General features: G+C 63.4%; 15 protein-coding genes. All 15 read right to left on the bottom strand.

The window, feature by feature from the left end; genetic code table 11:
* Positions 1 to 157 precede the first annotated feature (157 nt).
* A complete protein-coding gene (tssA, locus tag ACI2KG_RS00140) occupies positions 158 to 1,255 on the bottom strand; it encodes a type VI secretion system protein TssA (protein ID WP_404660285.1) in 1,098 nt (365 codons plus the stop codon).
* A 94-nt stretch (positions 1,256 to 1,349) separates the two neighbouring features.
* Positions 1,350 to 1,868 (bottom strand): Hcp family type VI secretion system effector, encoded by a 519-nt coding sequence (locus ACI2KG_RS00135; protein WP_404660284.1) that lies wholly within the window; start codon positions 1,866 to 1,868, stop codon positions 1,350 to 1,352.
* Positions 1,869 to 2,011: 143 nt separating this feature from the next.
* Positions 2,012 to 4,507, bottom strand: coding sequence for a type VI secretion system membrane subunit TssM (gene tssM / locus ACI2KG_RS00130; protein WP_404660283.1), 2,496 nt, complete (start codon positions 4,505 to 4,507; stop codon positions 2,012 to 2,014).
* Positions 4,504 to 5,412, bottom strand: coding sequence for a type VI secretion system-associated protein TagF (tagF, locus tag ACI2KG_RS00125; RefSeq protein ID WP_404660282.1), 909 nt, complete (start codon positions 5,410 to 5,412; stop codon positions 4,504 to 4,506). The genes tssM and tagF overlap by 4 nt, the downstream gene beginning before the upstream one ends.
* Positions 5,409 to 9,212, bottom strand: coding sequence for a type VI secretion protein IcmF/TssM N-terminal domain-containing protein (locus ACI2KG_RS00120; RefSeq protein ID WP_404660281.1), 3,804 nt, complete (start codon positions 9,210 to 9,212; stop codon positions 5,409 to 5,411). Before ACI2KG_RS00120 ends, tagF begins: the two co-directional genes overlap by 4 nt.
* A 30-nt stretch (positions 9,213 to 9,242) precedes the next feature.
* Entirely contained in the window at positions 9,243 to 9,959 is a 717-nt protein-coding gene (gene icmH / locus ACI2KG_RS00115; protein WP_404660280.1) for a type IVB secretion system protein IcmH/DotU, read from the bottom strand.
* On the bottom strand, positions 9,956 to 11,299 hold the full coding sequence (gene tssK / locus ACI2KG_RS00110; protein WP_400615812.1) for a type VI secretion system baseplate subunit TssK: 1,344 nt from the start codon (positions 11,297 to 11,299) through the stop codon (positions 9,956 to 9,958). The genes icmH and tssK overlap by 4 nt, the downstream gene beginning before the upstream one ends.
* Positions 11,296 to 12,018: a type VI secretion system lipoprotein TssJ gene (tssJ, locus tag ACI2KG_RS00105; RefSeq protein ID WP_404660595.1), complete on the bottom strand. Its 723-nt coding sequence runs from the start codon at positions 12,016 to 12,018 to the stop codon at positions 11,296 to 11,298. The genes tssK and tssJ overlap by 4 nt, the downstream gene beginning before the upstream one ends.
* Positions 12,019 to 12,043: 25 nt before the next feature.
* The gene (gene tssH / locus ACI2KG_RS00100) at positions 12,044 to 14,641 is read right to left on the bottom strand and encodes a type VI secretion system ATPase TssH (protein WP_404660279.1); all 2,598 of its coding nucleotides are present in this window, start codon (positions 14,639 to 14,641) and stop codon (positions 12,044 to 12,046) included.
* On the bottom strand, positions 14,638 to 15,708 hold the full coding sequence (gene tssG / locus ACI2KG_RS00095; protein ID WP_404660278.1) for a type VI secretion system baseplate subunit TssG: 1,071 nt from the start codon (positions 15,706 to 15,708) through the stop codon (positions 14,638 to 14,640). Before tssG ends, tssH begins: the two co-directional genes overlap by 4 nt.
* Positions 15,672 to 17,492, bottom strand: coding sequence for a type VI secretion system baseplate subunit TssF (gene tssF, locus ACI2KG_RS00090; protein WP_404660277.1), 1,821 nt, complete (start codon positions 17,490 to 17,492; stop codon positions 15,672 to 15,674). The genes tssG and tssF overlap by 37 nt, the downstream gene beginning before the upstream one ends.
* Positions 17,492 to 17,974, bottom strand: coding sequence for a type VI secretion system baseplate subunit TssE (gene tssE, locus ACI2KG_RS00085; RefSeq protein ID WP_404660276.1), 483 nt, complete (start codon positions 17,972 to 17,974; stop codon positions 17,492 to 17,494). Before tssE ends, tssF begins: the two co-directional genes overlap by 1 nt.
* 26 nt (positions 17,975 to 18,000) lie before the next feature.
* On the bottom strand, positions 18,001 to 19,503 hold the full coding sequence (gene tssC / locus ACI2KG_RS00080) for a type VI secretion system contractile sheath large subunit (RefSeq protein ID WP_400615801.1): 1,503 nt from the start codon (positions 19,501 to 19,503) through the stop codon (positions 18,001 to 18,003).
* 14 nt (positions 19,504 to 19,517) lie between these two features.
* Positions 19,518 to 20,057, bottom strand: a complete 540-nt coding sequence (tssB, locus tag ACI2KG_RS00075) for a type VI secretion system contractile sheath small subunit (protein WP_400615799.1) — start codon at positions 20,055 to 20,057, stop codon at positions 19,518 to 19,520.
* Positions 20,058 to 20,121: 64 nt separating this feature from the next.
* A complete protein-coding gene (locus ACI2KG_RS00070) occupies positions 20,122 to 20,871 on the bottom strand; it encodes a hypothetical protein (protein WP_404660275.1) in 750 nt (249 codons plus the stop codon).
* Positions 20,872 to 21,139 lie beyond the last annotated feature (268 nt).

The following is a 21,139-nucleotide window of genomic DNA, read 5'->3' as shown; positions in this document are numbered from 1 at the left end:
GGCAGTGACGAGTGCTCAAGGTAGCAGCATTTATGTTGCCTGTGCGGGCCTCTTCGCGGGCACGCCCGCTCCCACAGGTACAGCACAGCGTTCAGACTTCATGCAGCCCTGTCGGAGCGGGCGTGCCCGCGAAGAGGCCCGCAAGCCTGGCGCAAGGTCAGGACCTTGGCTCGCGAGTCCCCAGCACATCGCGGATGTTGTCGACCACGTTGCTGTCCTTGATCACATCGCTCAACCACCCCTCGAGTGGCATGTTGCCCCACTTGATGGCGCGTTCGATCAGGTACGGCACCGGGCTTTGCGGTTCGCTCTGCTTGAAGAACTGGGCAATGCCCGCGAGCATCGTGAAGGCCTCGTCACGCGTCAGTGGCGTGGTCCGCATGGGGGCAGGTGTGCTGCTTTGGACAGGCGTGTTCATCGAGGCACCTGTTTCGTTGGAAGGGGCAGGGGCGGCAGCTGTCTCAACGTCGGGCAATACGGCAGGGTGCAGTTCGACGCCGCGGTCCTTGAGCAGCTTTTCGGCCAGTTGGCTGGCACGTAACAGCATGTCGGCGAGGCCAGCAAAGCTGGGCGCCTCATGACCGAACAGGCGGTCGATACAGGCTTGCAGGCGGTTGCAGGCTTGCAGGCTGGCTGCGATCTGCATGGCCTTGGTGCGCAGGTGCCCGGTGTCGCTCAGGGCCACCGAGCGCTGGAAAATTTCGGCGTTGATCTTGCCTTCGTTCAGCGCGGTCTGCATGGCCTTGGGGTTTTGCAAGGCGAGGTTTTCTACGTGGCGTGATTCGTCATAGCGCAGCACGCCGAAATTCTGCCCTTGGGTAATGGGCAAACCACCGGCAATGTCGGTGAGTGTGGTCTTGAGCCAGGACAGCCGTGCGGCACGTTCGTCCAGGCCGTCATCAAGCGACGGATAGGCGCTGTCCCAGAAGCTATCGAGGACGCGTTCGGTCAGCGCGAGGCCAAAGCTGATGCCTTCGAAATGTTCGCGCTGGGCCAGGCCTTCGCTGAGCCAGGCGACCAGCATCAGGTCTTTGCTCTGCTGTGCCAGCCCTTGTGCCGAAAGGTGGATGACCTGCTCCCAGTCAGCGGTTTTCAGGTCGGTCTGCCAGTCGCCCTGGGTCAGGTAGTCAGGGTCTGCCCGGCGTGCTTCCTTGATCTGGTCGAACAAGGCAGAGAAGCTCAAGTCTTCGCCGCTACCACCGTTGATCGGTGCGGCCAGCTCGGCCAGCGAAAGGTCGTTGAGGATTTCAGGCATATAACACTCTGATCAGGACAGGAAGGCAGCGTGCCGGGTTACCCGGCACGCTGCAGAACACGGGCCGCCTGTGCGGCCCATGGGCAAGCGCTGCTTAGGCGAAGACTTTGTTCGCGGTACGGTCCCAGCCACCGACAATGTTGCCGCCAGCCTGGCCGTCGGCGCGGTTCTGCTGGGTGTAGGTGGTCTTGATACGGGCGAAGTTGAAGCTGATTTCTTCGATCGGCAGGTCGCTGACAGCCTTGTCTTCGCCACCCTGGTTGCCACCGGCGACGAATTTGACCGACGACACCACGACTTCTTCCATGTCGATGGTCAGGTAGGTGACCTTGTCGCCACCGGCGCGGTTCACGTTCAGCTTCAGTTTGGCAATGTGCTTGCCGGTGCAGCAGTGTTCGAACAGCTTGGCCGAAGCTTTGTCGACAGCCTTGCGGATCTTGAAGTCGCTCAGGGCAACACGCTCGGAGGACGCACCGCCCGAGGAGCTGGCAGTTGCCGAAGTGGCCTGGGTGGCGCCGTACTCGTAGCCCAGCACTTCGATCCAGTCCTTGTGCTTGTCGTCCAGTACTTCGCCTGGGATGCCGTCGATTTGGATATACGCGTCAAATGCCATTGTGAAACTCTCCATTAACATCAAGTAAAGGGTTGCTCATGCGCCCCTTGGTTTTGACCTCGCCGGGCACGCCGGCAGAGGTAGCTTTCCGTCGTCCGTGCCTCCTCCTGTGAGGCACGGGCGACCGGTTATTGCGGCGTGGTTCAGTCGAGCCCACGCACTTCGATTTCTACCCGGCGGTTTGGCTCCAGGCACTTGATCAGTTGCGCCCGCGGCTGCTGCATGTCGCAGTTGACCAGTGGCTTGCGGCTGCCCTCGCCTTGTGCAACCACCAACTCGGCGGGGACGCCCTTGCCGACAAGATAGGTGCGGATGGTCTGTGCGCGTTGCTTCGAAACCTGCAAATTGCCCTGGCTGTCACCGAGCTGGTCGGCGTGGCCTGAAATGACGATCTTGCCGATATTCGGCGTGTTGAGCAGTTTGCTGGCGATTGCGCTTAGCTGGCTCTGGCCCTCGTTTTTAAGGCTCTGGAAGTCCGCGCGGCCAAAGGCGAAGAGGGTGTCGGATTCCAGCGTGATGGTCTCGATCGAGCGCAGCGACTGGGCGCGCAAGCTGTCGATGTAATTGCGCGAGCTGGAGATCAGGAAGGCGTTGTCGAGAATGCGTGGTACATCTGGCTCATGGACCTGGTCGCTGTAGAACGTAATCTGGCGGCTGGCGTACACGTAGTCCTGATTGCCGCCGGCCTCGCTGGCGGACGCCGCGATGCTTTTGCCTGTATGGCGGGCAATGGCCGGGTACCAATAGTCCGGCAGGCGCGCCTTGAGCACCGCCGGGTCGGCCTTTTCGCGTTGGGCCGGCGAAAGCATCACGTAGGTGTCCAGCGCCGCCTTGCCGAAATCGGCAATCGACTGCGCGCGATTGTCATGCGGCAAGGCTTCTGCCTCGACGCTGTCGATACCGCGTACGGGCTGCAGCTCACGGGTGTTGCGCTGGTAGACCTTGAGCGTAGTAAGCAGGTACAGGGTGCGGGTCAGGTTGTCCGCCGTGGGCTTGAGCATTACGTCCTGCAGGGTCGCGAAGTAGCGGGTGCGCAGCACCGGTTCTATTTGATGGCCTTGGTACAGGCCCAGGCGCATGCCAAGCGGCACGCCGTGTTCATGGTGTTGCCCGTAGTAGTGGGCGGCCCAGAACCGCAGTCGGTCAAGGCTGCGCCAGGCAGCGTACTGGCCGCTGGCGCCATTGTCTTCGGCCTTGGCCTGGGCCAGTTCGCTGGAGATGCCGGCCAGGCTGGCGTGGTTGTTCAGGTATGACCAGCCCCACAGGCTGCACAGCACCAACCCGGTCAGGCTGGCAGCGCCTACCCAGGCGGCCTTGCGCCGGCGTTCACGGCGGTTGCTGGTGTACAGCGCCACCAGGTGCTGGTCAGGAATGATCACTTTGCGGAACAGGCTGTTGATGAACAACGGCGCTGGCTGGCAGGCATGGGCTGCCGCCGCCTCAGCGTGTTCCAGGGCGAAGCGTTCGGCGACATGTTGCCCATGGCTACCCCACTGGGCCTCGTCAGCCTCCAGCGCGGCGGTGAAATAGAAGCCACGGAGCATCTCGGCATTCTGGTAGGGGTTGGCACGCAGCAGGCTGTCGACGAACTGCTGCAGGCGCGGTTTGAGCGCCGCCAGCTCCAGTGGAAAGCGGTAGCTGGCGTTGTTTTGCCGGGTTACCTGGATGTCCTGCTGCACCAGCTGCTGGCTGGCCACCCGCTGCCAGTAGCCGGTCAGCTCGTCCATTGCCTTGCCGAAGCGCTGGCCCCAGTCGGCCTGCTGGTAACCTTTGTGCGAGAAGGTCTTGCCCATCACTTCACCGCGTGCAGCATCGTCCAGCTGGCGATAGAACGGGGTAAAACCGGGGATCAGGTCGCATTTGGTGAACACCAGGTAGATCGGCAGGCGCACCTCCAGCAGCGCGCAGCTTTCCTGGATACGTTCGCGCAGGCGCTTGGCCACCCGCTCACGGTCTTCGGCTGAGTTGTGCAGGATGTCGGCGATGCTGACGCTGACGATCAGGCCGTTGAGTGGTCGGCGCTGACGGTGCTGGCGCAGCAGTTGCAGGAAGCCGCGCCACTTGCCGGCCTCTTCGGGGCTGTTCATGTAGCGCCCCGCGGTGTCCAGCAGTACCGCTTCGGAGCTGAAGAACCAGTCGCAGTTGCGCGTGCCGCCCAGGCCCGACACCCGCGCGCCTTCGCGCTCGGCATAGGGGAAGTTCAGGCCCGATTGCAGGATCATGGTGCTTTTGCCAGCCGCCGGCTGGCCGATCACCAGGTACCAGGGCAGGGCGTATAGCGCATCCTTGGCTGGGGTGCCGCGCGGCTTGTTGCTGTGCAGGCGCTCGATGCTCTGCAGCAGGCGTTCGCGCAGCAAGCTGATTTCTTCACGGTCGGCCGGGGTAGCGTTCAGCACCGCTTGGTCGGCGTCGTCGCGCAGCAGGCCCTCGAGGTTGTGGTGCTGACCGGCACCGCGGTACAGCAGCAGTACGTAGCCTGCCGACAGCAGCAAGAACACGCCGATGCCTGCCAGCAGGCTGTGCAGCGAAGCGAAGCCCAGGGCGCGGCCTATGGCCCAGACCAGGAAGATCCCCAGGAAGAACGCCACCCCCAGCAGGTAGGGTTGATAGCGCAGGCAGTAGTACTTGATCTTGTTCATACAGGCATCGCATCCAGCGCATCGACGAACTGGTCGATGACGTGTTCAAGAGGTCGGTCGTCGTCATGTGTGCGCGGTGCCGCAGGCGGCGTGCCGAGCAGTTGCAGGTGCTGTTGCGTTTCGGCGCAGGCACACAGCAGGCGATAGGCGCTGCTGGCATGGCGCGATGGGAAGCAATAAAGCCGTGGATGCATGAAGTCGTCGGCCAGCAGGCTCACCGCGGGCACGCTCGGGTGCCCGCTCATGCGCGTCAGCCAGGTGAGCCAAAGGTCGGCCGTGGGGTTTTTCAGGCCCCGTTCGGCCGGCAGCGGCAATTCGATACCGCCCTCGAAGTCGCCGTGCAGCGCCGGCCAGAAGCTATGCAGCCCGGACAGCGCTGTAGCACTGTCGAAGTTCGGCCAGGAACTCTGCAGGGCCCGGCTGATGTCAGCGAAGCTGAAATCATGGAGGAATTTGGCGTGCACCCGGCGGAACAGGTCCAGGTCCTGAACCTGCAGCGGCCGCAGCGCCTTGACCCGTTCGAACAGGCTGGCGCGGTCGGCACCTTGCACGGCCTGGTGCAACAAGGGCTTGATCTGGGCGCTGAACAGCTCGGCGAGGGTGAACGGGTTGACCAAGCTCGCCCCTTCCTCGCCCCTGAGCAACTGGAAGATGAAGAACGGGTAGCGGCGCTGACTGGCGTCGCGCGAGCTGAGCAGGCCACCCAGCAGCCAGTTGCCATTGCGCGCCCGGTAGTTGAAGAAGCACATCGGCAACGCGTCGAACAACGCCTGCCAGTCTTCGCGGTGGCGCATCGCCGCCAGCGAAGACTGCAGCCAGGCGTCGAACTCGCAGACTTCCTCGGCCGCGCCATGCAGGCTGACGAAGTCCGCGCTCGACGGCAGTTTGCCGAAGCAACCAATCATTGCGCGCCTCGGTCATTGAGAGCGCTGAGGGCCTTGACGTCACTCAGGTCGGTCAGCTTGACCCCACCGAAGTTGCGCACGACCAGGCTCACACGGCCGTTGGCCGTGTTCCAGCTGAAACGCTGCTGGATGCCATCGAGGTCTTCGACCCGGGCGCTTTCGTTCATGCGCAGCAAGCCCCAACGCCCGGGGAAGTCGAATACGGTGACCCTTGCGCCGCTCAGGGTGACCACGTCCAGGCGAGCACCCGGCGCGTTACTGGTACCCGGCCAGGCAAAACGGTTCCAGCTGCTGCGGCCGTTGCGGTAGTGCTGCTCCTGGCCATCGAGGGTGAACACGATGTCGGTGAAGGTGGCCGAGGGCTCGAGCATGATCTCGAAACCGTTGTCGCGGTCCGACAGGCTGGCGATTACCTGGCCTACGGAGCTGGCCCTGTCGATACTGCTGAGCATGCGCGGGTTGACCAGCGCCGGCCCCTTGCCATCGCCGGCACCCAGCCCCTCACCGCCGGCCAGGTTTCCGATCTCGTTGCGTTTGAAGGCCGGCAGCAGGCCGCTGTCGGGGTCGACGAAGCGCTGCAGGTCTTTTACCGATGCTTCGTTGCGGCTGCTGCCGGCGATCGGGTAGCGGTGTGCCATGACCTGTTCCCAAGGCTTCGCGATCTGCTGCGCCCATGCCTTGGCGATCTGCTGGCCGGCCGGGTCGCGCAGCGTGGCCCAGGCATACTGGATCGGCAAGCTGAACAGCCCCTGCAGCGAGCGTGACAGGCCGTCCTGGCTGGTATCGACGCTGCTTTCCACATAGTTGCGCACGGTGGTGACTTCGCTCGGCTGGCCTTCCAGGGTCTCGCTGATCAGCTGCTTGCTGCTCTTGCCCACGTCCTGCGAGCGCTGGATGTTGTTCATGCGCACCTTGAGCTTGCGCAGCGCGGCCAGGTAACGGTCCATGATGGTGCTGTCGGCACCTTCGGCGTTGTTCTCGGCGAACACCCGCGCCACAGGCTCGAAGCGCTTGGCCAGGCTGCCGTCATCGACCGCGGGCAGGGCCGGGCCGACGTTGGCGGGCAGGGCGTCCTTGCTGTCGAACAGCCCGGTAACCTTGCTCCAGAAGCCGTCTTCGCGAGCCGCCCCCGGGGACGGAAGCGTGTGTTTGACTGGCAGGTCCCACTGGGTATTGTCGTTGACCGCTGCCAGCAGGTTCTTTACCGGCGAGTTCTGCACGTCGCTGAGCAGGCCCAGTTGTTGGGTGGCCGCGGCCAGGTCGGCAAAGTGGCGTACGCCGACGCTGCCGACCATCTTGTACCAGGCCTGTGTGTAGTCCCGTTTGTAGCGGGTCATGAACTCGCGCACGAAGTTGGCCTTCTGCACGATGGCATCGCCGCCTTCGCCGTCCAGTACCCAGTCCGAGTCGTTGTGCAGGTTGCCCGACACCAGCTTGATCAGCTCAGGCTTGACGAAGGTTTCCCAGCCCTGCCGGGTGTAGATCGCTGGCACGCCGGCGGAGCCGTAGAGCAGCGCGCGGCCTGGTTGGGGCACCAGGTCGTTGAGGCTTAACGCAGGGAACTGGCGGCTCGATTCGAGCTGCAAGCGCAGGTACTCGCGATCGACCAGCGAGCTGGAGATCATGAACGCCTTGAGGTTTTCGCGGGTTTCGCTGATCAGCTGTTCATTACGCGGCAACGACGGTGCCTGGCCCTGTTCCAGCAACTGCACGTACAGGGGGGCGTTTTCTTCGATCACGCCGACATCGGCAGGGCTGCCTTCACCGGTTGCACTGGCCCAGGCCTGGGGCAGGCTGGCAGTGACGAACGCCGCGTCCGGGTGGGCCTGGGGCTCGGTCAGCAACAGGTACAGCTTAAGGGTGTTGTAGGCATCGATGATCGACGCCACCTGCTGTTCGTCGAGGCGCCCGAGCATTTCCTCGGACAACGACAGGCCGCCGGTGGTGGCAGACAGCTCGGCGGCGTCGCTGGCGGTAGCCAGGTTGACTTTGGCGGCATAGGCGCCGCCACGAGTATTGCCCAGCGCCGCCTGGGCCCGGGCCGCGACGGCCGGGGCCAACGGTTTGCCATTGCGCTTTTTCGGCTGCGCCGCCGGGGTGAATTCCAGCTGCTGGTTGATGCCGCTGGCAAAGGTATTGAACGCGCGCATCTGCACTTGCAAGCTGCGGGCGATAGGCTCCAGCGCCTGGCTGCGCAGTTGTGCCAGGTAAGCGGTGCGGCTTACCTGGTGGATCGCCTCGCCATGGTACAGGCCGGCACTCAGTTGCAGCGGCACACCTTGCTGGCGATGGGCTTCGACAGTGGCCATCTGCCCGCGCAGCACTTCCAGGCCCTTGCCGGCGGCCAGCAGCTGCTCGCGGTCTTCTGCCTGCTCGATCTGCGTCAGTTGCCCGCGCAGGCTTTCCAGCCATTGGCGGTTGTTGGCGAACGACAGCATTTGCCAGCCGATGAACAGTACGCCGGTGGCGGCTGCCAGGCTTAGCAGCAGCGGACTGAAGCTGGCCTGGCGGCCCAGGCGCGACTGGTACAGGGTCAGGTCGCGGTCGGGGAAGATCACCCGGCGGAAGGTGTCGGTGATGAAGTAGCTGCGGCTGCCCACGGCTTTGCCGTCGTTCTGCGCAACGTCATCATAGGCGGCCTTCAGGCCGAACTCGTCGGCGATGGCGTCTTCGTATACCTGCCCCAGATGCTGGCCAGTCTGCAGTGCGCTGGTGAAGTACAGGCCGCGCAGCAACAGCGGCGCGCCGCCGCGGTGGCCACGGGTAAAGTGTTCAAGGAATTGTTCAAGCACTCCGCCGAGGGCGGCGAAGTACTGCGGGAAGTTCAGCAAGGTGCTGTCGGCGGCGGCGCCGAGCGCGATCATCTGCGCGTCGACGTGCTGGCGGATATGCCCCTGCAGGCTTTTCAGGCGCGCCTGCAGCACGGCATGCAGGCCGTTGTTGCGGATCTCCGACAGGCCGAAGGTCATGCCTAGCGGCTGCTGGCGATCGTGCAGATCGAGGCCATCGAAGGCCTGGCTGAAGCCCGGCAATTGGTCGGTCTTGCTCAGCATCAGGTAGACCGGCGGGTTGGCGTCCAGGCATTCGGCGTATTCATCGACCCGCGCCACCAGCTGGGCGGCCAGGGCATTGCGCTCTTCATTGTTGGCAGCCAACAGCTCGGGCAGGCTGACGACCAGTACCAGGCCGTTGATCGCGGCCTTGCCGCGTTGTTTGCGCAGCATGCGCAGGAAAGCCGAGAATTCGCCGGCCGACTGGTCGTCGCGCAAGTAGCGGCCGGCCGTGTCGATCATCACTGCGTCAGGGCTGAAGTACCAGTCACAGTGCTGGGTACCGCTTTCGCTGTCATTGGCCGTGGCGATGCTGGCCGACAGGCCCGAGTGGGTCAGCAGCGAGGTTTTGCCGGCAGCCGACATGCCGACCACCAGGTACCAGGGCAGGTCGGACAGCGCCGCCTTGCCGCCACCGCCAGCGGAGCGGTCAGTGCGCAGCATGGCGATGGCGTGCTTGAGGCGTTCGCGCAGCACCTGCTGGTCACGGAATTCGCCGGTGGCGTTCCACGAGCGGTCGACTTCGATCTGCAGCAGGTTCTCAAGGTTGTGCTCGGCGCGGATGCGTTGATACTGGCGCAGTACGATCACCAGCAGGAAGCAGGCGCTGATGATGGCCAATGCCTCGGGCACGTGATGACGCAGCCACGGCAGCAACGGTGCGACCAACCAGCAGATCAACAGGCTCGCCAGCCACAGCAGTGGCAGGAGAATCCAGAAACTTTTCAACAGGCGCAGTAATGTTTTCATGTCTTCCTGACTCGGCTACCTGAGCGTTGCTCAGGCACTGAACAGCTGGCGGATTTGTTCGGAAAGGGCGGCGACTTCCTTGTCCAGCAACCAGTCGAGCGTCAGGTACACGCCGACGCAGACCAGCGCGATAAGCGCCAGGTATACCCACAAGGGCACTTCGTGACGCAGCATCTGCGACACTTGGTCGGGCAGCGCCCAGTCTGGCGACAGGGCCTTTGGCGCCTTGCGGTAACGGGCGATGTCCTGGCCGAGGGTGTTGGCCAGGTAGCGCAGCTGGTCTTTCTGGCCGAGGCTGAACTTGCCTTCGAAGCCCAGGGCCAGGCACAGGTGGTAGACCTCGAGCACGTCGATGTTCTGCTTGACGTCGGCACGCAGCGCATCGACCTTCTCGAAGAACCCTTCACCGGCCAGGTGTACGCCGAAGTAGCGGAACTGCAGCGGCTGCAGCTCGAAATGCCGGCGCAGTTCGTTGTCACCGGAGCGCAGCACGCTCTCGTCAAGGAAGGCGCACAGCGCGTACTGGGTATCCTTGACCTGGTCGACGCTGTAGTTGGCGGCGCGGGCATCGCGCTCGAGGTTGTCGAAGAAACGCTCGACGCTGGCCTCGAAGGCCTGCACCGAGGTGACCTGGCGACCACGGCGCACGATCAGCGCCATGCTGATGAAGTCCTGAACCAGGTCCTTGAGGGTCGGTTTGTCGTTGGCGGCCGCATCGGCGCCCTGTTGCAGTACGGCTTCGGTCATTTGAGCACCGCCATCAGTTCCAGCTTGAGGTTGGTAAAGGCGCTGGGCGCGTAGAAGCAGACGGTCTGGGCGTTCATCATCCGCTCATACACATGGCCGTGCGGCTCGATGGCGAAGTACTGATTGTCCAGGCGCACCGGGATCGCGTTGGGCAACCGCGCGGCGTGGTTGAGGGTGACGCCGGGCATGGCGCTGTTGACCACCACTTCGATGTCTTCCGGCGAGCCGACCTTGAACGCCCGCGGCACCAGTTCCAGCAGGCTGGCACCAGGCATGTCGGCTTGCACCGAGACATAGAAGTCGGCTTCGGCCAGGCGTGGGTCGCGCAGCTGGCCCTGCCAGTACGACGGTTTGGTCTGGGTAAGGTTGATGACGATGCACTGGTTAGGCACGACATTGTCGAGCATCACCCGGATCATCTCGTCGAGCTTGACCAGCGCCGCTGCCGGATCGTGGTGGTCGTACTCCGGGATGTCGCTGAGCTGGGTGTCCAGGGTAAAGGTCAGCAGGCCGCCGGCCAGGTCGGCGAGGAACAGATACAGGCGCTCCGGGTGCAGGCGTGGGTGGGCCAGCAGGTGGGCCAGCTGCGGGTGGGCGCGGTTGACCGTGTTCAACAGCCAGAACAGGGTGACGTCGCTGGAGCCGAACTCGGCAATCTGGTCGGCGCGCTCGCGGCGACGGCCCGACAGCGCCTTGCTCTTGGCCTGCAGCGCGCCCAGCAAACGCTTGCCGATGCCGGCCAGGGTCTCATGGTTGCCCAAGTGCAGGGTCGGGTGGACAAAATGTGGGTCTAGGTTGAAGCCACCCATGCTGTTGCGCGTGAGTTTGGCCAGCGCACAATGGCTGTAGCCGTCGAGGCTGTCACCGTCGACCAGCAGCACCACGTTCAGGCGCAGGCTGGTAATTTCATTTTCCAGCTCGCCTTCGTTGAGGTCGGGCAGGGTATCGAACTGCTTGCGAAAGCGCCGTGCAGCCTTGTGCTCCTGGCCGTCCTCGACATAGTTGAGGCCGAACGGTTCGGGCAGCTTGAGCGCGGCGTAGACCTTCAGCTCGTTGGCCTTGAGCAAGTCCTTGAGGTCGCGCGCGGCCGGCAGCGGGTCGTGCTGCGGCGCGTCGTAGAGGCTGCCATCGGGGAACACCAGCTTCAGGCGCTTGAGCTGCAGCGAACCGTTGGCCAGCGCATCTTCGTCCACTTGCAGCACCTGCACGCCCCAATGGAACGGGGTCCCGCGCAAGGTCGCCTCGGCCAGCTGGTGCTGGTGGAACTCATCCTGATACTGGAAATGCTGGGGCAGCAGGAACATACCTTCCGACCACATCACCCGGCTCTGCTTGCTCATTTAACGCTATCCACTAAAGAGTTGAAGGTTCTGTCCGTGGCGTTCTGTGCCGATTGGCCGGCAACATCCGTAGCCTTGTCGAGCACCGCGCCCTGCACCTTGTCGGTCAGGGCCGGTGCGGCTTCTTCGGCCTTTTGCGCGGCGGCCAGCTGGTCTGCGGTCGGCGGCTTGTTCAGTACGTCGACGCCACGCATGGCACTGATCTCGGTCTTGTCCACCAGTACCCGCAGGCCGTCGGAGGAAAACCAGATACCGTCCTTGCGCAATGAATTGGCGTCGAAGGCGACTTTCCAGCGCGCGTCCTGCTCATCGCGGAAGAACGCCGCCACGCCGACGTAGCGGGCGCTCTTGGCCAGCGGCCACTGGTCGATCTGGCCGATACCCGGCAGCAGGGTGATTTCGCGTGCTTCCACCAAGGTGTTGCCAAGGGCCTTTTCCGGGGTGTCCCAAAGGGTCTCGGCATCGGTTGCGGCGAAGCGTTCAAGGTCGGTCAGCTGGTACACGCGCATCACCACCGACAGCGGCTTGCCCTCGACATCGGGGTTGAGCTGGTTGCCGCCGTCGGAGGTGAGGATGACCTTCTCGCTGTCGGCCAGCATGTCGGCTGCCCAGCTGTCTTCCATACGCTTGCCGATACGGTCGGTGACCCCGCAGCCGGCGAGTGCCAACAGCAGAGCGGCTGCGGTGAGGCGCTTGAGGATGGTGTGCTTGTGCTGCATGACGGCAAAAACCTCCGGGTACTGGTCAGGCCAGGCGATAAGCAAAATCGCCATCGCTGCCTAGCTCGATCACAAGGCGCTCGATCGGCGTGTCCTGGGCCATGCGCTCGAGCACGCGCTGGGCGAGTTCGGGCATCAGGGTCTGGGACAGGATGTTGTCGATGTTGCGCGCACCGCTGTCGACCTCGGTGCAGCGCGCGGCAATGGCTTTGACCAGTGCTTCGTCGTAGCTGAGTTCGGCCTGATGGTTGCGGGCGAAGCGCTTGGCAATACGGCCAAGCTTGAGGGCGACGATGCGCTCGAGGATCTGGTCCTGCACCGGGTAGAACGGCACGATGCTCAGGCGGCCGAGGAAGGCCGGCTTGAACACCTGGTTGAGCTCGTCACGCAGGCCTTCGATGATGGCGCCCGGCGTCGGCAGTTCGGCAGCGTTCAGGCAGGTCTGCATGATGCGCTCGGTGCCGGTGTTGGACGTGAGAATGATCACCGTGTTGCGGAAGTTGATCTCGCGGCCTTCGCCGTCGTCCAGCACGCCCTTGTCGAATATCTGGAAGAACAGCTCGAGAACGTCGGGGTGAGCCTTTTCCACTTCATCGAGCAGCACCACGCTGTATGGCTTGCGGCGCACGGCTTCGGTCAGCACACCGCCTTCGCCGTAGCCAACGTAGCCGGGTGGCGAGCCTTTGAGGCTCGACACGGTGTGCGCCTCTTGGTACTCGGACATGTTGATGGTGATCAGGTTGCGCTCGCCGCCGTACAGGGTGTCGGCCAGGGCCAGGGCGGTTTCGGTCTTGCCGACGCCGCTGGGGCCGAGCAGCAGGAACACGCCAATCGGCTTGTTCGGGTCTTCCATGCGCGCGCGGGAAATCTTGATGCGTTTGCCGATTTCGTGCAGGGCATGGTCCTGGCCCAGCACGCGTTCGCCGAGCAGGGCTGGCAGGCGCTGCACGGTGTCGATCTCGTCACGCAGCATTTTGCCCAGCGGGATGCCGGTCCAGCCGCTGATGACCTGAGCGATGGCGCCGCTGTCGACCAGCGCGTGGACCAGTGGCTGGTCGCCTTGCACTTGGGCCAGCTCGGCACGTAGCGCGTTGAGCTGTTGGGCATCAGTGTCGTTGGCGGCATCCAGTGCCTTGAGCTGCTCGACCAGTTCCAGCTCCTGCTGCCACTGCATGTTCAGCCGCTGTTCCTGCTGCTGCTCGGCCTGCAGGGTGGCCTGCAGCTCGCCCAGGCGGCGGGCATGGTCGTGGCCCTTACCGGCTTCGTGGCCGAGCACGGCAATTTCTGCCTGCAGGTTGTCGATCTGTCGGCGGCAGTCTTCGAGGGCGCCTGGCTGCGACGATTGCGCCAGGGCAATGCGTGCGCAGGCGGTGTCGAGCACGCTCACGGCTTTGTCCGGCAGTTGCCGGCCGGTGATGTAGCGGTTGGACAGGCGCACCGCCTGCACCAGTGCTTCGTCCATCACTGCCACCTTGTGGTGCTCGCGCATTTTGCCAAGCAGGCCACGCAGCATATGAATAGCCTTGTCTTCGTCGGGCTCTTCTACCTTCACTACCTGGAAGCGGCGGGCGAGGGCGGCGTCCTTTTCAAAGTACTTCTTGTACTCGGCCCAGGTAGTGGCGGCGATTGTGCGCAGTTCGCCACGGGCCAGGGCTGGCTTGAGCAGGTTGGCGGCATCGTTCTGCCCGGCCTGGCCACCAGAGCCGATCAGCGTGTGGGCCTCGTCGATGAACAAGATGATCGGGTGCAGGCTGCGCTTGACCTCTTCGATCACTGCCTTCAGGCGGTTTTCGAACTCACCCTTGACCCCGGCGCCGGCCTGCAGCAGGCCGAGGTCGAGGGTATGCAGGGCGACATCCTTGAGCACCGCGGGTACATCGCCCTGGGCGATACGCAGCGCCAGGCCCTCGACCACCGCAGTTTTGCCCACCCCGGCTTCACCGGTAAGGATCGGGTTGTTTTGCCGGCGACGGGTGAGGATGTCGACCATTTGCCGTACTTCGAACTCGCGGCCCAGTACCGGGTCAATGCGGCCGTCACGTGCGCTTTGGGTAAGGTTGACGGTGTACTGGTCCAGCGCCGGGGTCCTGCCCCCGGCCCTGGCACTGTTGGCCACGGGTGCCGACGGGCTGGGCAATGGGCTGGCCTGTTTCGACTCGGCGCTGGCCTCGACCAGGGCGGCGAGGTTCAGGCGCAGGTCGTCAGTGATGATTTTCTCCAGTTCTGGCGCCGAAGCGACCACCACGCGGCGCAGCTCGGCATCATCGAGCAGGGCCTGCAGCAAATGGCCGCTGCGCACCTGGCTGACGCCATATTCGATGGAAGCCAGCAACCAGGCTTGCTCGATCATGCGGGTGATATGCGGGGACAGCGCCGGGGTGCGGGTATTGCCTTTCTTGAAAGTGCCCAGGGCGGTGACCAGCTGCGCCTGCAAGCGCTCTGCAACAACGTCGTAGTGGCGCAGGATCGGCGCCAGGTCGCTGTCATTGTTTTCCAGCAGTTGCAGCAGCAGGTGCTCCACCTCGACGTCGTAGTGGTGCTCCGACAGGCACAGGGCCGCCGCGCTTTCGGTGGCTGTGCGGCTGGTTTCATTGAGCTTGGCGAACAGAGACTTCAGGTTCACAAGGCGACCCCATCGTAAGGAATATGGAAAACGGCGCAACGCGAAGGCTCCGCGTCATGGCCAGGGCGTTTCAGCCAGCCCAGCCAGCCCAGGGCGACATTGCCGCTGCGGCCCAGCCGGGCGGAAGGCACTGCCTCGCGCTTGAGACGCGGGGCGATTTCGAAATCCAGCTCGGCACCTATATAGAAGCGCACCAGTTCGACCAGCTTGCGGTAGCACTCGGTGCCCGGCATGAAACGCTGGTAATCGGCCAGGTCCAGTGGCCCCAGCTCGATACGGATACACGACTGGTAGTCCCAGACCCGGCTGCCGGCGACTGCGCTGTGGCCCAGCTGCGCGTTCTTGCGCCCCAACTGGGTACATTGCCCGGGCTCCAGGTTCAGCCAGCGCCCGGCGAACTGCCTGACCTTGATCGGCAGCGAGAAATAGAAGCCGAGCATCACCTCGAGATTGAGCGCGTTGCGCGGCTTCTGGCTGAGCAGCCCGGCAAAGTAGCTGAACAGCTCGCGACGCAGCGCCGAAGGCTGCTCTTCGAACTTGAGCTTTTGCGCGCGCGGGCCCAGGCCGACCAGGTTGAGCAGGTAGCCATCGAAGCCCGAAGTGCCATTGCGCTCGTGCTCGATATGGAATTTGTACTTCTGCCAGGCTTCGTAGAACAGCGTGGTCATGCGGTGCGAGAAGATGTCGAGAAACGCGTGGGCAGCATCGTCGCGGTATTGCACGTGGCGTTCGAGTAGCAGCTCGGTGTACGGACGCGGCAGCACGCCCGATGGCCCGACCAGGCCCATGAAGGTGACCTGCACCTCCGACAGGGGCAGGCCGGCCGGGGATACCTTGCCTTCGCGTTCAAAGTGCAAGTCGCTGACCTCGCTGGCCGGAAACGCCAGCGACAGCTGGGTGCGAAAACGCAGCGGGTCTTCGTGCGGCCGGGTCGCCAGGTCCATGCGCCCGGTACGGCTGTAGTGCAGGCGGAGCAGGCGCACCAATTGAAAGAATTCGAATCGGTGCGGCTCGGCTCGGGCCTGATCGATCAGACCAGGGGCTGATCGCCAGTGCGTGCTGGCCATTGGACGATTCTCTTTTCTCGTTGTTGGGAGCGCAGGCTCAGTCGGGTGAAGCTGTTCATCGAGCAGTACTGCCCGAAGAAGTGGTCCAGTACCATGCCGAACAGGTACACGCCGCTGCCGGTGAACTGGTTTTCGTCGAGGGTCAGGGTAATGCCCACGCCACGCACGAAGTTCGGCCGTGGGTGGCCGATGCGCGCAACTACCGGCTCGCTGCTGATTGCCTTGATGCCGTTGATCTGTTTGCGAATGGCCGAAACGTTGCGGTAGTTGTACAGCGACAGCAGCTCTAGCAGCACCTCGCGCCCCTGGCTGACCAGCGACAGGTGGTTTAGCGACAGGTGCGCGATGAGCCGCCAGATCAGGCCCTTGCCTAGCGGCACGCGTACGGTGGCTGTGGGTTTGCGCAGGCAGCGGATGTCTTTGATCACCGAGTTGGCGGGGATGGTGAAATCACCCCGTTCGCCGCCGAACGGCAGCATCAGCGGCACATCGCGATTGCTGCAGGTCAGGCCGATGCTCAAGGTGTCGCTGCTGGCGTCGATCAGTTCCAGGTCGCGGTCGACCACGCGGATGCTCATGGCCGTGGCATCGCCCTGATTGCGCCGGCGGGCGATCCAGAAACTGGTGTGCGGGTCTTGCTCGCCGCGCGGCTCGAAAAACGGTTGGCAGGTGGCGACCTGGTCGATGCCGCCGAGTTTGCGCACCCGGCGCACGCGGTCAATCGACACCACTTCGGCGGCATTGTGCAGACGGGTGTCGGGGGTGACCTGGTATTCATGCTGGGTGTGGGTAAGCTTGATCGGCTCGGCCTGCTGGCGGAACAGGTTGATGATCGGCGTGCAGTTGAGTTTGAAGTTGTTGCGCCCGATGTTCTGCGTCAGCCGCGCCAGGCGCTCGCTGAGGTCGTAGTCGGAAAAATAGAAGTTGATCTCGACCTGCTCGACCGCCTTGCCTTGCAGGATGCGGGCAAAGCCACTGAGGTCGAAGAACATGAATTTGTCGGGGAACGTGAAGTACTCGTGCAGCAACCGGTAGCCCAGGAACGAGCGCTCCGAGTAGTCCACCAGGCCTTCGTCGCGGGCGTAGCCCACGGCCTGCAGTGCCGTGGTTGGCAGCGCGACTTCGCGGTTGCGGCCATCGTCCTGGAAACTCAGAGTGGCTTTGGCCAGGTTGTTGAAGAGCAGCTCGTACAGCTGCAGCATCAGCGTCGCTTCGCCATCGAGGAAAAACCGCAGGCGGTCGATTTCCATCTGGCCGAACAGGGCATCGCTGGTGGCTTGCAGGCGGATACGCAGGCGCGCCACCAGGTCAGCGCTGTGGCCGTTGAATGCCGAACGCTCCATTTCCGCGAACGATGCCTGTTGCACGCTGACCGGCCACAGCTCCACCGGGTAGCAGGTGCGGAACTTGCACACCACACCTTCCACGGCGTTGGCATGCATCTCGGTATGCCGCGCCACGCGATAAGCCTCGGTGACTTTCTCGTGCCTGCCCAGGCTCAGCTCGGCGATCGACATCGACGGCGTCGGACGCAGGTAGTGCGGGTACAGCACCTCGAGGAACGACTCGACGATTTCCGGGAACTCGTCATCAAGCTTTTTGTGCACCCGCGCAGACAGGAACGAGAACGCCTCGATCAGGCGCTCGGTGTGCGGGTCTTCGCAGTTGTCGCCCTCGATCAGCAGCCGCGAAGCGATCTTCGGGTACTGCGCGGCAAACTCCTGGCCGAGGAAGCGCAGGTGCGACAGTTCCTTTTCGTAGTAGGGCAGCAGTTCGTCGAGCATCAGTTGAGGTTCTGCACTTTGTATTCCTGGGTGTTGACCTGCAGCACGGCGTCGAACGACACCTGGCGGCTGATGTCTTGCAGGCGCAACACGGCGTCCACGCGGAAGGTCAACATGCGGTGGCCGTTTTCCTGGGCCAGCAGTTGCACCCGAACCCGGCGAAAACGCCGGTCACCGGTGCTGATCGCCCGCTCCAGCTGTTGCTGGATGAGCCGGCGATCATGGGGGTCGAGCACGCTGCGGCTGATGAAATCAGGCATGCCGTATTCAAGGATGGAACCACCGAGCTGGCTGAAGCCGTCGAGCTCTTCGGCGACCAAGGACTGGCGCGTGTTCACCAGCACCTCGAGGTCGCGGACGATGCTCGCCTTGTACTCGGCCAGCGAGCAGGTGCGCTGCGCGGCGGCTTCAACCGACTGGTACGGACGGTCGTCCAGCAATCGGTCGAGCAGCGAGGGCAGCAGGCGGGCCTGGTTACTCATGTGTCATCCCTGTACACACCGGCCGGTCAGCCGCGCGCGCCTTGCGGCAGTTCGGCGACCAGCCGCAGCGACGCGGTCAGTTCGTCGAGCTGGTAATGCGGGCGCAGGTACGTCACGGCCTTGTACACGCCTGGCTTGCCCGGCACTTCGAACACTTCGGCACGGGCTTCACGCAGCGGGAACTTGGCCTTGGCTTCCTGGCTGGCCGTGTCGTCGAGCAGCACGTAGCTGGCCAGCCACTGGTTGAGGAAGCGTTCAACATCCAGGCGCGAAGCGAAGCTGCCGATCTTGTCGCGCATGATCGCCTTCATGTAATGGGCGATGCGCGAGGTGGCGAAGATATATTGCAGCTGCGCCGACAGGCGTGCGTTGGCGTTGGCAATGTCGGTGTTGTACTGCTTCTGCTTTTGCGCCGACTGGGTACCGAAGAACGCAGCGTAGTCAGTGCCCTTGCAGTGCACCAGGGGGATGAAGCCGAGGTCAGACAGCTCTTTTTCGCGGCGGTCGGTGATGGCGATTTCGGTCGGGCACTTGAGGGCGATTTCGCCGTCATCGGTCTTGAAGGTGTGGGTCGGCAGGCCTTCGACCAGGCCGCCACCTTCCACGCCGCGAATTGCCACGCACCAGCCGTAGCGGGAGAACGCATCGGTGACGCGGGTGCCGAGGGCGTAGGCGGCGTTCATCCACAGATACTTGTTGTGGTCGCGGCCGTCGACGCTTTCGACGAAGTTGAATTCCTCTACCGGGGTGGTATCGGGGCCATACGGCAGGCGGCCGAGCACGTGGGGCAGGGTAAGGCCCACGTAGCGCGAGTCTTCCGAGGCGCGGAACGACTTCCACTTGGCGTATTCGACAGTGTCGAAGATTTTCGCCAGGTCACGCGGGCCGGACATTTCGGTGAACGAGTCCCAGCCGAACAGCTCGGGCGAGGCGGCCGAAATGAACGGCGCGTGGGCCGCGGCGGCTACGTGCGAGACCTCTTCCAGCAGGTACATGTCTTCGGGGTTGCGGTTGAACTCGTAGTCGCCGATCAGCATGCCGAACGGCGCGCCACCGAAGGTGCCGTATTCTTCTTCGTAGACCTTCTTGAACAGTGCGCTCTGGTCGAATTCGCTGGCGGCCTTGAGGTCGCGCACCAGGTCCTTCTTCGAGGCGTTGAGCAGGTGGATTTTCAGCGTGGTGCTGGTCTCGGTCTGGTCGACCTGGTACTTCAGGCCGCGCCATGAGGCTTCCAGCTGCTGGAACTCACGGGCGTGCATGATCTCGTTCATCTGCTCGGAGAGCATCGCGTCGATCTCGGCGATACGCGAGTCGAGTACGGCAATCAGGTCCTTGCTCGGGGTCATTTCACCTTCGAGTACCTGGTTCACCAGTTCGCCGATCAGGTCGCGGGTGCGGCTGCGCTCGGTATCGGAGCGGGCCACGCGGCTTTGCGAAATGATACTGTCCAGCAGCGAAGGCTGCGGGGCGAAGTTTTCTACTTCGACCAGGTCGCCGGCCTGTTGCGGTGCGGTTTGCTTGTCGGTCATGTTAGGGCTCCTGCTCAGGCGCGATCGCTGCTGGTTGGGTCTTTCACTTCGGCTTCACGGCCGAATTCCTTGCCCAGGGTCTTGAGCTTTTCGGTGTTCTGCAGCACATCCATCAGCAACTCTTCAAGCTTGTCGTTGCCGCCCATCTTGTTGCGCAGGTCGGCCAGCTTGTTGCGCACTTCCAGTAGCTTGCGCAGCGGTTCCACTTGCTTGACCACGTTCTGCGGCTCGAAGTCTTCAAGGCTGTTGAAGTTCAGTTCGACGCCCAGCTGGGTACCGTTCCTGGCCAGGGTGTTGTCGACGCGGTAGGTCAGGCGCGGCTTGATGCCCTTGAGCACGCCGTTGAAATTGTCGCGGTCGATGAACACGAACTTGCGGTCCTTGAGCTTGGGCAGCGGCTCCAGCGGGTTGCCGGAGAAGTCACCGAGCACGCCGACGACGAAGGGCAGTTCCTTTTTCTCGATGGCATCGCCGATGTCCACGTCGTAGGTGATATGGACCCGGGGCGCGCGAACGCGGTCGAGTTTGTGCTGGGTGCTTTCCTTCTTCGCCATCGTGTTCTCCAATGCAAGCAATTCGCTACGTATCTTGGCGCGGCCCGGTAGCGGGCACCGCGCGTTACAGTCCTTCGATCGTCAGCAGCAGGCGCTGACGGATTTCGTCGTTCATTTCCAGGATGTTGTCGCGCCCCACCAGTTCTTCGAAGCGGGTGCTACCGGCAATTTGCGTGCTGCTACGAATGACCGAGTCGTCCGGAAGTTCCGAGCGCACTGGCGCGCTGAGGACGCAGAACGGCAGGTCGCCCAAGCCCTTGAGGCGTTCGAAACTCAGGCCGAAGCGCAGCCCTTCGAACAGCCGGCCAACGCCTGGCGACTTGCTCAGGCAGTAGAACAGCACCAGGTAGTGCACCACGAAGCGGTACAGCTCGGCGCTGCTGCGGTTGGGGTCATTGATGACTGCGCGGAAGCGCGCCAGTTCGAAGCCCTGGAAGCCGACCACCCAGCGCACCGGGCTGGTGATGCGGATGACTTGGCCGCTTTGTGCGAGGACCTTGTCGTATTCCAGTGGGTACAGTTCCGGGGTGGTGCTGATCAGGGTGAGCGGCACGTCCAGTTCGCTGACCAACTGGAATGGCGCAGCCGAGCCAATGCGCTCGTAGAGCTCGATCAGCGACTGAAAATGGCCCTGGGTTTCGCGCCCGCTGCTGCGCTGGGCGCCTTGCAGGTACTCGCCAAACAGGTTCTGTGGACGGATCAGCGGTGCCACGGTGGCAAGGTAATCCGCCGCCTGCGCCTTCAGCGCATCGGAGATCGCCCGCGTCTGGCTACGCAGCTTGATCAGTGCTTCGACATCGAATGTCTGTGTCATCGGTGCATCGTCCATGTGCCTGCTTGATCGTCCTGAAACGCCAGTGGCGAGGACCTGAAAATGCGCCTATCGAAGGCGTCTGATTGGGTGCTGGCACATGAATATCGTGTTGCCAGCAATGCCGAGTAGGGCACCCCGCTGCGGAATAAGTTCCGGCGAGGGGAGCGATTTTTTCCCTGTTTTGTGATGCGACGCAATGATGGCGCCATGCCATTGGCGGTGGGTTTTGAGCGCGGGAAATGGGGCTTTAGCCCCTAAAGTCGGGGGG

The organism is Pseudomonas sp. NPDC089407 (genome assembly GCF_044900445.1).
In the GTDB taxonomy this organism is placed as follows: Bacteria; Pseudomonadota; Gammaproteobacteria; order Pseudomonadales; family Pseudomonadaceae; genus Aquipseudomonas.
The sequence above is the reverse complement of the archived record's forward strand: the minus strand, read 5'-3'. Positions and strand labels throughout refer to the sequence as shown.

Bases quoted from the DNA above. Each gene is read 5' to 3' on its own strand.
- tssA (WP_404660285.1), bottom strand. From the start codon at position 1,255: ATGCCTGAAATCCTCAACGACCTTTCGCTGGCCGAGCTGGCCGCACCG.
- ACI2KG_RS00135 (WP_404660284.1), bottom strand. From the start codon at position 1,868: ATGGCATTTGACGCGTATATCCAAATCGACGGCATCCCAGGCGAAGTA.
- tssM (WP_404660283.1), bottom strand. From the start codon at position 4,507: ATGAACAAGATCAAGTACTACTGCCTGCGCTATCAACCCTACCTGCTG.
- tagF (WP_404660282.1), bottom strand. From the start codon at position 5,412: ATGATTGGTTGCTTCGGCAAACTGCCGTCGAGCGCGGACTTCGTCAGC.
- ACI2KG_RS00120 (WP_404660281.1), bottom strand. From the start codon at position 9,212: ATGAAAACATTACTGCGCCTGTTGAAAAGTTTCTGGATTCTCCTGCCA.
- icmH (WP_404660280.1), bottom strand. From the start codon at position 9,959: ATGACCGAAGCCGTACTGCAACAGGGCGCCGATGCGGCCGCCAACGAC.
- tssK (WP_400615812.1), bottom strand. From the start codon at position 11,299: ATGAGCAAGCAGAGCCGGGTGATGTGGTCGGAAGGTATGTTCCTGCTG.
- tssJ (WP_404660595.1), bottom strand. From the start codon at position 12,018: ATGCAGCACAAGCACACCATCCTCAAGCGCCTCACCGCAGCCGCTCTG.
- tssG (WP_404660278.1), bottom strand. From the start codon at position 15,708: ATGGCCAGCACGCACTGGCGATCAGCCCCTGGTCTGATCGATCAGGCC.
- tssF (WP_404660277.1), bottom strand. From the start codon at position 17,492: ATGCTCGACGAACTGCTGCCCTACTACGAAAAGGAACTGTCGCACCTG.
- tssE (WP_404660276.1), bottom strand. From the start codon at position 17,974: ATGAGTAACCAGGCCCGCCTGCTGCCCTCGCTGCTCGACCGATTGCTG.
- tssC (WP_400615801.1), bottom strand. From the start codon at position 19,503: ATGACCGACAAGCAAACCGCACCGCAACAGGCCGGCGACCTGGTCGAA.
- tssB (WP_400615799.1), bottom strand. From the start codon at position 20,057: ATGGCGAAGAAGGAAAGCACCCAGCACAAACTCGACCGCGTTCGCGCG.
- ACI2KG_RS00070 (WP_404660275.1), bottom strand. From the start codon at position 20,871: ATGACACAGACATTCGATGTCGAAGCACTGATCAAGCTGCGTAGCCAG.